Below are 10,196 nucleotides of genomic sequence, written 5' to 3'. Positions count from 1 at the left end.
GCCTGCGATGGTATCACCGCGGTGTTACTTGAAGACCGAGGTGCCTGCATCGCGGGCAAGCCCGGCTCCCACAGAGGCTTTGCACATAGGGCCTTTGCATTTAGTCAACCAGGGTGCACGCCATCACGACTGCATCTTCGCGACCACCCACAGCGGGGTAGTAATCCCGGCGACGGCCAATTTCGTTGAAGCCATAGCGCTCATACAACCGAAACGCGCCGGTATTGCTGTCACGCACTTCCAAAAAGCATTCCCGCGCATTGGCCGCGTAAGCACGGGACATTAAATGCTCCAGCAGCGCCAGGCCCAAACCACGGCCCTGGTTTTCCGGCTTCACGGTGATGTTAAGCAAGTGCGCTTCATCGAGGATGATCTGCACCACCCCATGGCCCACTTGCTGCTCGCCTTCGAACATCAGCCAGATCTGGTACTTGCCCAGCCCGTCGAGAAAAATCCCGCGGGTCCAGGGGTGGCTGAACGCCGCGTATTCGATTTTCAGCACCGCGTCGAGGTCGGCCTCGGTCATCGGGCGAAAGGATAAAGCCTCACTCATCAGTTGTTTTCCAGCGCGCCATCAGCCGGCGCATGGCTTGCCAGACATCAGCCTTACGCTGTGGCTCTTCCATTAATAATTCCAGGCCCGGCAGGGCCCACACTGACCCCAGGCCTTCAACCTGCAGCTCGCGGTACCAGGCCTCGGCATTGGCTTCACCGGCAAACCGTACGGCGGGCAGGCCGATCAGCCACAGGCACACGCAGGGCTCGTCTTCCAGGCGCGCCGAGACAAACCCCTGGACAAAATCTCGTGCAGCCTCGGGGCCCTGGTCCATGGTGCCGCGCACCAGCAGCGGCCAGCGCACCGGCTCACCGACGATTTGCGGGCTGTCGGGCAGGCCGGCGGCGCGCAGCATTTCCTTGAGCAACAGGTAGGCCGGGTCACGGGACTGGAAACGCTCGCCAGTCGGCAGTTCCACCAACAACAGGCAGCGCCCGGCCCGCAGCAATTGCAGGGCGAAGCGTGGCGGCGGCACCACCGGCGCCTTGGTCACCGGCGCAGCCTCGTCCGCCACCTTGACAGCCTTGGTCACCGGCGCTGGGCGCGGCACTTCGATCTTGGCACGCTCGACCGCCGGACGCGCCTCAGGGGTGGGTTTGACCACCGCCACAGGCGCGGCCGCCTCTTCTCCCGACGACTCGAACGCCTCATAGGGCTCAAGCGCCTGCAACAGCTCGGGCCGCGACGGCGCGGCAAACGGCAGTTCGGTGCGGGGCAGCCAGTTGACCACCTGCATGGCGGTCAAGTAAGCGCGACGTCGGGACTCGATAAGCACAGCTCGGCCACTTGTGGATAAGTAAAGAGCGGGGATTCTACCGCTGTTCGGTAACAATCGCCCACTGCGCACTGACCGGCTGTGGATAATTCCCGCGCGTGATGCAGTACAATCGCGACTTTTAATCGCCAACCAGCCGGCCATTCCCATGATCGAACCCAAGCGCGTCCTGCGCGCCCTCGCCGAACACTGGGCCTTACTTGAGCCTCTGTGCGAACACTTCGACCAAGGCACCCTGAGCCTGGCCGAGCTGCGCGCACAGTTGGCCGCCCAACAACTGGACAGCACGCCCCAGGACATCACCAGCCTGCTGGACGTGTGGATTCGCCTGGATATCCTGGTGCCTGTCGCCAAGAGCCCGAACCGTTTCGAGCTTAACGCCCAGATCCACGACTTCCTCGCCTATCTTCGCAAGGAGCACCGGCTTGGCCTGTGCCTGGAAATCGAAGCCTACCTGCGCCACCTGGAGCGCCTGGCCGGTTATATCCAGGACGCCTTCGACATCCGCGACGGCCACGACCTGGCCCGGCAACTGCGCCTGTTGGATATGCGCGTGCGCGATGTGCTCAAAAAGCTCGCCAACGACGAACAAGCCCTCGCCGCCGTGGCCGACCGCGCCAAGACCAGCGACCGGCAGATCCCGCTGCGCCAGCGTTACGCCGAAGTATTGGCGACCTGGGACGAATACGTCGAGCCGATGATCCAGTTGGTGAATGCCGACGGCGCCTTCGAGCAAGGCGTGCGCAAGGTGGAAAACGTGCTGCTGCGCATGCTCACCGAGCAACAGCGTCTTGGCCACCTGGTGGATGACGACATGCTGCTGCGCACCCACGCGCGCATTCTCGAAATGCAAACCAGCGCCCAGCTGACCTTGCGCCATGCACGGGAGTTGCTGCTGCCGCTGCGTGAAGAAGCACGCCGGCATAACGCCGTGACTCGCGGTGCGGCGCTGGCCCTGTCGGCGATTCGCCGCAAAGGCCTGGACGCGGTGCCGCAAGCGGCGATGCCGATGTTCACGCGGCCGCAAAGCACCTTCCTGGGCAGTGCCAGCCAGGTCGAAGCCTATGTGTATGCCTTGGCGAATTTCGAGCCCAAACCGGCGCGTTTCCCCAAGGCGCACAAGTCGCACAAAGGCGAAGCCCCGCGCGCACCGCGCACGGTCAAGGAAATGCTCGAACGCTGCGAAGACGCGCTGCCGATGCCAGACCTGATGACCTGGCTGCTGGAGCAGGAACCGGACGGCGCCACCGATGAATTGCTGTACTGGTTCTCGCGCCTGTCCCGGGAAAAACGCTTCAAGCGCGAGCGCCTGGAACGTCGCGATTACCACACCCACGAGCACCAGGTCAGCCTGCGCTCCTTCGCCCTGCTCCCGGCCGGCGTCGATGCCACCGAGAATTCTGCGAGCACGCCTTATGCATCTTGATCTATCCGAACTGTCCCAGCTGGCGCCGATCTTTCGCGAGCTGTTCAAGGGTTACCACGTCAGCCGCCGCGACCCGGAGCTGTACGCGCAATTGTCGAACTTCCAGGACCAGTACCGCACACTGTTCAAGGCCCTGGGCTTTGAGTTGGTCTGCGATACCCGCGGCTTCTATTACTTCGTGCCGGACACTGCCGTGGCTGCCGCGCAGGTGAACAAGACCGCCCAGCGCCTGGCCTTGTTCACCTTCATCATCGTCGAACACCTGGCCGACCAGGGCCGTGACCCGATTGCCGTGCTCGACGGGGGCAGCCTGGGCCGCGATGAGTTGCCTTCGTTGCTGGAGAAATACCGCGACCTGTTTATCCAGGCCGAGGTGCAAACCCAGGAAGAGCTCGAAGAAAAAATCATGCGCCGCATGACCCAACTGGGTTTTGCCAGCGAAGACAACGGTATCTACCGCTTCCTGCCGCCGATGCACCGCTTCCTGGATGTGTGCCTGTCGGTGCAGCAAGACCGCGACCTTGCCGCCAGCGTACACAGCGTATTGCCGCTGCCGGCGCCGGTGATCATCGACGAAGACAGCGATGAAAAACTGCTGAAGACCGATGACCCGCTGGATCTGAGCGCCTTCACCGAAGAAAGCGAAGAAGATGCCCTGGCACGCGCCATTGCCGAAGAACAGGAGACCGACGCATGAGTAAGGAACGCTACGGCATCCGCCGCTTCGCCCTATTGAACACCGCCGGTTACAGCCTGGGCTTGTTCCCGCTGGAAGAACCGCTGTCGGTGTACGGCGCCAACAACCTGGGTAAATCCGCCTCGATCAACGCCTTGCAGTTCCCGATCCTGGCACGCATGTCGGACATGAGCTTCGGCAAGTACACCCTGGAACAATCGCGGCGCTTTTACTTTGCCACCGACACCAGCTACATCCTGGTAGAAGTCTCCCTGCCCCACGGCCCCCACGTCATCGGCGTGGTCGGCCGCGGCCCGGGCGGTGGCTTTGGTCACCAGTTCTTTGCCTACGCCGGCAAGCTGGACCTGACCCACTACCAGAAAAACGACACCTGCCTGCGCCAGAAAGAGCTGTTCACCAACCTTGAGCGCGAGGGCCTGAAAGCCTACGAACTCAAGCCCGATGAACTGCGGCGTTTGCTGGTGGGCGGGCATACGTCGATCCCGCTGGACCTGACCCTGATTCCGCTGCGCTCCACCAGCGAGCAGAGCCTGAAAACATTCCGCGCGCTGTTTATCAACCTGCTGCACATGCGCGAAATCACCGCGGCCAAGCTCAAGCAATTGTTCCTCGATGCCTTCGAACACAGCCTGCGTTCGGGCAGTGTCGACTACATCGCGGCCTGTGAAGAAGCCTTCCGTGATGTGCGACGCATGGAGCAGGACTACAACTCGCTGGTGGCTGCCGGCCCCTTGGTTGAAGCCCTGGCCAATGGCGTGAAACAGCGCGACGCCCTGCGCGGCAAACTGCATCGCCTGTCGCCGCTGCTGGATTCGTTGCTGGGCACCTGGTCGGACTACGCCAGTGCGCGCAAGGAAGAGCTGACCATCCAGGCCGAACACTACCGCAACGAGCAGGACGCGCTGCAAAACGACCAGCGCGGCGGCACCCAGGAGCTGATGCGCCTGGAGCGGGAAATCAGTGGCATCCAGCGTTGGTTGGGCGAGTTGTCGGTGCTCAAGCACCGCTTTGCCCTGGTGGATGACGTGAAGATGCTGGAGCAGCAATTGCTCGCCGCCAAGGATGCCCACGATGAACTGGCGGGCGCCTTGGCGCAGTCGCGGCAGTTCAGCGCCGAGGACCTTGAAGAGCGTCTGCGCGACCTGGAAAAGCGCTTGAAGTCGGTCAAGCAGCAACTCGATCACGCGGACAACAACAGCTACGCCAAGCTGCGCGAAGAGTTCTCGCAGCAGGATGTCGAGCGCCTGATGCGCCTGTTCAACAGTTCGTTGTTCAGCCTGCCGCTGGGCGAACATGGCATCACGCTGGACGAGGACGGCCAGTGGGTCAAATCCCTGGAGCAGATCCTCGATGGCTTCAAGGGCGAGCGCTTTGAAGTGCCGGGGCTGTCCATCGACATCTCGCACATCGAGCCGCCGGCCCTGCAAGCCCTGGCGGACCGCGCCGCGTTGCGTGACCAGAAAGAGCGCCTGGAAAAAGAACTCAAGCAACTGAAAACCCAGCAGGCCGTGGCGTCCGACCGTGCTGCGAGCAAGACCCAGACCGAAGCGCTGTACCAGCAGGTGCTGGACGCCCAGAAGGCCTTGGAAGACTTCCGCCGCACCCAGACCCTGAGCGCCGAAGAAGGCGAGAAACTGGAAAACCTGGCGCAGATGGAAGCCGCCCAGGACGAGTTGAAACGCTCCAGCGATGCCTTTACCGAGCGTGTCCAGCAACTGTCGGCCAAGCTGCAATTGGTCGGCCGCCAGATCGGTGATATGGAAGCCAAGCAACGTACCCTGGATGACGCGTTGCGCCGTCGTCAGCTGTTGCCGGCGGACCTGCCGTTCGGCACGCCGTTCATGGACCCGGTCGACGATTCCATGGACAACCTGCTGCCGCTGCTCAATGACTATCAGGACAGCTGGCAGGGCCTGCTGCGGGCCGATGGCCAGATCGAAGCGCTGTACGCCCAGGTGCGTCTCAAGGGCGTGGCCAAGTTCGACAGTGAGGATGATGTCGAGCGTCGCCTGCAACTGCTGATCAACGCCTATGCGCACCGTACCGACGAGGCGCTGACCCTCGGCAAGGCACGTCGTGCGGCGGTCACCGATATCGCCCGTACCCTGCGCAATATCCGCAGCGACTACGACAGCCTGGAACACCAGCTGGCGCTGTTCAACCGCGAGATCAACAAGCGCCAGGTCTCCAACCTGCAAAGCTTCCGCATCGTGCTGGCGCCGAACAAGGAAGCCCTCAAGCATATCGACCAGATCATCCACAGTGCCGGTCAGTATGAAGAAGGCGAGACCCTCTCGGTGTTCGACCTCAGCCAGAGCGCCGAACAGGACAACAAGAACGAAGAAGCCAAGGAATACCTGGCTCGCCTGGTCGCCGCCAACCATAACCAGTTGGGCCTCAAGGACTTGTTCGAGTTGGCGTTCGAAATCACCAAGGTCAACGGCCAGCCAGTGATCCATACCGACATCGACGGCGCTGCGTCCAACGGCACCACCATGACCATCAAGGCGCTGACCAACATGTACTTGTTGCTGCACCTGATGGACCGCGACCAGGCCGGTCGCGTGCGGTTGCCGTACTACCTCGATGAAGCGGCAGACATCGATGAGAAGAACCAGGCAGCGCTGTTGGAAACCAGCCTGCAACTGGGCTTTGTGCCGATCCTGGCGAGTGTGAAGCCGCAGGTGTCTGCCCAGGTGGCGATCGACCTGGAAGGCGGCAGCGGGCCGAACGGGATCTACATTGATGAGGCGGACTGGAAGTACATCCGTCGCCATGATGTGGTGAAGGCGACGATGAATGTGCAGGCGGACGAGCCGGAGCTGGATGAAGCCTGACGGGTTGTACTGAAAGGCAAAAAGGCCGCGATCTGATGGATCGCGGCCTTTTTTTCGGCTTGGGATTTGTGGTGTTTTGGCGGGCCTCTTCGCGGGCAAGCCCGCTCCCACAGTTGATCGAGTTTCCCTGTAGGGATGCGATCGAATGTGGGAGCGGGCTTGCTCGCGAAGGCCGCGCCTCGGTTTATTTACCGAGTGGAATCTTGGGCGCCCAGGTCAGCCACTCATCCTCAAACTTGTCGAACAACGGGAACGTCTGCTGCGGCCGTGCCGGGTTGCCCATGCGCTCGCCATCCGGGGTGGCAAAGGCGATGCCGCCGGCCACCAGCGTTTCAAGGGACTCGGTACGCACGGTCGCGCCCTTGAACAAGCCGAAGTCGAGGCCAAAGCCGCTGGTGTTCCAGAAGCGGCTGCCACTGCGTACCAGAGGTGCGTACTTGGGCTCGATCAGGATGTGCACCAACACACGATCGGCGGTCTGGCCCAACTCATAGCCGGTGACTTTGCCGACCGTCACTTCACGGTAAGTGACCGGTACCCCTTCCTTCAACGAACCACGGCGGGCGGCGCTGAGTGTGAGGCTCAGGCCAGCTTCCTGATGCACGGCTTCAGGCGGCTGGGCCAGGGCGACAAAACTCTTCTGCGGGCCGGCGTTTTTTGCGGCCGGTTGCACTTCAATGTATTGGCCGGTGACCAGGGTCTCCAGGTTAGCCGTCTTCATCAGCCCCAGTTCCGGCTTGACCACCCAGAACTGACTGCCCGAACGCGCGATACGGTCCGCAACCTGAGTGATACGCGCCTTGAGCAGCACCGACTGCATGTCGGCACTGAGGTCGACACTCTCGATCTTGCCCACATCCAACCCCTTGAAGCGCACCGGCGTGCCGGCGCTCAGGCCGTCGGCGCGGTCGACTTTGATGGTCACCAGGGTGCCGTGCTGGTTGGCGGCATCACGGTCGGCGTACAGGCGGAAGCGCGGGATACGATGTTTCAACGGCACATTCGGTTCCGGCGTTTCGAAGGCGATACCGCCCGCCATCAGGCTAGCCAGGGATTCGCTTTTGACCTGGATACCGCCGGTGAGGCCGCCCGTGAGGGTGACGCCGCTGGCATTCCAGAAGCGCGTCGAGCCGTTGACCAGGCTTTCATATTCCTTCTCGATATGAACGCCGATCACCAGTTGTTTTTTCTTGCGCGAAAACTGGTAGCTCTGCACCGAACCGACTTTGACCTGCTTGTACAGAATCGGGCTGCCGACATCCAGCGAACCCAGGCTGTCGGTGAGCAACACCATGTGCAGGCCCGGGGAACGCAGGTCCAACGGCGGCGCCTTGGCGCGGGCTACGTATTCGCGTTGTGGCGGGGTGCCTTTGTCGCCTGGGCGAATCGCAATGTAGTTGCCCTTGACCAAGGCCTCCAGGCCGGTGATGCCTGCCAGGGAGATGGACGGTTTGACCACCCAGAATTGCGTGTCCTCGACCAGGTAGTCCTCGGCCAATGGGTCGAGGGTCAGCTCGGCGCTGGCGCTGGACAGGTCCGGGTCGATCTTCAGGGTTTTCAGGCTGCCAACCTGGATGCCTTTGTACATGACCGGCGTACGCCCGGCCTGCAGGCCTTCAAAGTCGGTGAGCTTGACCTTGACCTTGATGCCCGCTGCGGCGGCATCGAAATCTTCGTATAGTCGGAAAGGCAGGCTCGGGTCGGTGGGCGGGCTGTCTTTGCGATTCTCTGGCGTGGCGAAGGCAATACCACCGGCGACAATGCTGGAGAGGGATTCGCTGCGCACTTTCAAGCCGGAAAGGTTGGCATCGATACTGATGCCGCTGGCGTTCCAGAAACGCGTGTGTTTGCGCACCAGGTTGGCGTAGGTCGGTTCGATATAGACCTTGATCTCTACCGTGCTCTGGTCCTCGGACAGCAGATAGCTTTTGACCTGGCCGACCTGAATCTGCTTGTAGAACACCGGACTGCCACGGTTCAGCGAGCCCAGGCGGTCGGCCTTTAGGGTCAGGTGCAAGCCGGGCTTGGCGTCGGATAACGGCGGCTCTTCGGAGAGCGCCTTGAACTTGCGCGTGGGCTCGCCATCACCGGGGCTGGCGGCGATGTAGTTACCCGAGACCAGGGTTTCCAGGCCGGTGATGCCGGCAAGGCTGACGCTGGGCTTGACCAACCAGAAGCGGGTGTTGGTCTTGAGGTACTGCTCAACGTCCTTGTTCATCTCGATGGTGGCGATCACCCCGCGATTGCTGCCCTCATCATCCAGGGCCAGGGTTTTGACCTTACCCACGGTCATGCCTTTGTAGACCACTTCAGTCTTGTTGACCTGAATACCTTCGCCGCTCTCAAAGCGAACTTGAATCTCGATACCTTGCTGGGAATAGGCACGCCACCCCAGCCAGCCACCGATGATCAGGGCAATCAGGGGCAACACCCAAATGGCCGACCAGTTAGAGGCTGGGCGGGTTTTAGCTTTAGGCAAATCACTCATGGTCGTCGTCCGACTCCGTGTTATCCCAAATCAGTCGGGGATCGAAAGTTACTGCGGCAAGCATCGTCAAGATCACCACACTGGCGAACGCCGCAGCGCCGAGGTTGGCCTCGACACTGGCGAGTCGCCCAAAGTTAACGACCGCCACCAGGATGGCGATCACGAAGATATCCAGCATGGACCAACGCCCAATGAACTCGATAAAGCGATACATCACAATGCGTTGTTGCGCGGACAGCGGTTGGTGACGCTGCACCGAGAACAGCAGTAGGCCAATGCCGACCAACTTGAAGGTCGGTACCAGGATACTGGCGATGAACACCACGGCAGCGATAGGAAACATCCCGTGCTGCACCAGCTGGATGACTCCCGACATGATGGTGCTGGGGTCGCCTTGGCCGAGGGAGTTGACCGTCATGATGGGTAACAGGTTAGCGGGGATATACAGGATCGCCGCGGTGATCAACAGCGCCCAGGTGCGTGTGAGGCTATTGGGGCGACGGGCATGGATCAACGCGCCGCAACGGGTGCAGAGTTGCTCCTCGATATCCGCTTCCTGCTTGTTCAACTCATGGCATTCAGTACAAATCAGAATGCCTGCATCAATCGCCCGCATGGTCATCCTCTCCTGACAGCGCTTGCCAGATCTGATGGGGCGACATCACCACCTCAAGCAGAACTTGGACCATTAATAAACTGACGAAGCAGACCAGACCCAGGCCAATGGTGATGGAGGCCATGTCGGCGAGCTTTACGATCGCCACCAGCACACCCATCAAGTAGACCTCCAACATCCCCCAATCCTTCATGTGGTGGTAGATGCGGTATAGCAGCAGCCCGTAGTTGCGACCGATGTTCCAGCGAATGCTGAGCAGCACTGCCAATTGGCACAGGAGCTTGAGCAAGGGGATGCCCATGCTGCACAGGAACACTACGGCGGCAACACCTTGCATACCGGTATCGAACAGGCCAACCACGCCGCTCCACACGGTGTCCTCCGAGGACTGCCCGAGTAGATTGAGCTGCATGATGGGCAAAAAGTTCGCGGGGATGTACAGCAGCAGAGCTGCCAGCACCAAGGCTAGGCTGCGCTCGACCACATTGTGCCGGTGAGCGTATAGCTCGTAGCCGCAGCGTGGGCATTGGGCTTTTTCGCCGAGGGCGAGCGTTGGTTTGCGCATCAGCAAGTCGCACTCATGGCATGCCACCAGATCGTCCAGCGGTAAATCCGACACCTCGCGGGCATCAACCGGATCGGGCATAGATAGGGCTCTGACTCTAAAAATGGTTAGGTGGCTATTCTAGTGGTGTCGCTCAGAAATAACTGTGCAAATTTGTCGGGGCAGTCAGGTCGGAGCTGCGGGGAACAAGTGTACGGGGACAAGGTGGACACTTTTCGAGCGCCCAAAACAAAACC

At 61.2% G+C, this 10,196-nt stretch carries 8 protein-coding genes; 3 read left to right on the top strand and 5 right to left on the bottom strand.

Features of this window, described 5'->3' with window-relative positions:
* Positions 1 to 100: 100 nt before the first annotated feature.
* Both rimI and GIW04_RS22520 read right to left on the bottom strand, forming a co-directional pair.
* Entirely contained in the window at positions 101 to 553 is a 453-nt protein-coding gene (gene rimI, locus GIW04_RS22525; protein ID WP_003188286.1) for a ribosomal protein S18-alanine N-acetyltransferase, read from the bottom strand.
* Positions 546 to 1,292: an energy transducer TonB gene (locus tag GIW04_RS22520; protein WP_120249121.1), complete on the bottom strand. Its 747-nt coding sequence runs from the start codon at positions 1,290 to 1,292 to the stop codon at positions 546 to 548. Before GIW04_RS22520 ends, rimI begins: the two co-directional genes overlap by 8 nt.
* Positions 1,293 to 1,479: 187 nt before the next feature.
* Between GIW04_RS22520 and mksB the strand changes: the two genes are divergently transcribed.
* The 3 genes from mksB to mksF are packed head-to-tail and all read left to right on the top strand — an operon-like array spanning position 1,480 to position 6,291.
* Positions 1,480 to 2,757 (top strand): Mks condensin complex protein MksB, encoded by a 1,278-nt coding sequence (mksB, locus tag GIW04_RS22515; RefSeq protein ID WP_003188283.1) that lies wholly within the window; start codon positions 1,480 to 1,482, stop codon positions 2,755 to 2,757.
* Positions 2,747 to 3,454: an Mks condensin complex protein MksE gene (gene mksE / locus GIW04_RS22510; RefSeq protein ID WP_003188281.1), complete on the top strand. Its 708-nt coding sequence runs from the start codon at positions 2,747 to 2,749 to the stop codon at positions 3,452 to 3,454. Before mksB ends, mksE begins: the two co-directional genes overlap by 11 nt.
* Positions 3,451 to 6,291 carry an Mks condensin complex protein MksF gene (gene mksF, locus GIW04_RS22505; protein ID WP_120249122.1) on the top strand — a complete coding sequence of 947 codons (2,841 nt, stop codon included), beginning with the start codon at positions 3,451 to 3,453 and terminating at the stop codon, positions 6,289 to 6,291. The genes mksE and mksF overlap by 4 nt, the downstream gene beginning before the upstream one ends.
* 184 nt (positions 6,292 to 6,475) lie before the next feature.
* Here mksF and GIW04_RS22500 read toward each other — a convergent pair whose 3' ends face one another.
* The 3 genes from GIW04_RS22500 to GIW04_RS22490 are packed head-to-tail and all read right to left on the bottom strand — an operon-like array spanning position 6,476 to position 10,041.
* Positions 6,476 to 8,779, bottom strand: coding sequence for a PqiB family protein (locus GIW04_RS22500; RefSeq protein WP_034134445.1), 2,304 nt, complete (start codon positions 8,777 to 8,779; stop codon positions 6,476 to 6,478).
* Positions 8,772 to 9,395 (bottom strand): paraquat-inducible protein A, encoded by a 624-nt coding sequence (locus tag GIW04_RS22495; RefSeq protein WP_032900385.1) that lies wholly within the window; start codon positions 9,393 to 9,395, stop codon positions 8,772 to 8,774. Before GIW04_RS22495 ends, GIW04_RS22500 begins: the two co-directional genes overlap by 8 nt.
* Positions 9,382 to 10,041, bottom strand: coding sequence for a paraquat-inducible protein A (locus GIW04_RS22490; RefSeq protein ID WP_003188275.1), 660 nt, complete (start codon positions 10,039 to 10,041; stop codon positions 9,382 to 9,384). Before GIW04_RS22490 ends, GIW04_RS22495 begins: the two co-directional genes overlap by 14 nt.
* Positions 10,042 to 10,196 lie beyond the last annotated feature (155 nt).

This window comes from Pseudomonas sp. PA-4-8C, assembly GCF_021606625.1.
Classification (GTDB): Bacteria; Pseudomonadota; Gammaproteobacteria; order Pseudomonadales; family Pseudomonadaceae; genus Aquipseudomonas; species Aquipseudomonas lactis.
This window is presented reverse-complemented; position numbering and strand designations above follow the sequence as displayed.

Bases quoted from the DNA above. Each gene is read 5' to 3' on its own strand.
- GIW04_RS22495 (WP_032900385.1), bottom strand. From the start codon at position 9,395: ATGCGGGCGATTGATGCAGGCATTCTGATTTGTACTGAATGCCATGAG.
- mksF (WP_120249122.1), top strand. From the start codon at position 3,451: ATGAGTAAGGAACGCTACGGCATCCGCCGCTTCGCCCTATTGAACACC.
- rimI (WP_003188286.1), bottom strand. From the start codon at position 553: ATGAGTGAGGCTTTATCCTTTCGCCCGATGACCGAGGCCGACCTCGAC.
- GIW04_RS22500 (WP_034134445.1), bottom strand. From the start codon at position 8,779: ATGAGTGATTTGCCTAAAGCTAAAACCCGCCCAGCCTCTAACTGGTCG.
- mksE (WP_003188281.1), top strand. From the start codon at position 2,747: ATGCATCTTGATCTATCCGAACTGTCCCAGCTGGCGCCGATCTTTCGC.
- GIW04_RS22520 (WP_120249121.1), bottom strand. From the start codon at position 1,292: ATGCAGGTGGTCAACTGGCTGCCCCGCACCGAACTGCCGTTTGCCGCG.
- mksB (WP_003188283.1), top strand. From the start codon at position 1,480: ATGATCGAACCCAAGCGCGTCCTGCGCGCCCTCGCCGAACACTGGGCC.
- GIW04_RS22490 (WP_003188275.1), bottom strand. From the start codon at position 10,041: ATGCCCGATCCGGTTGATGCCCGCGAGGTGTCGGATTTACCGCTGGAC.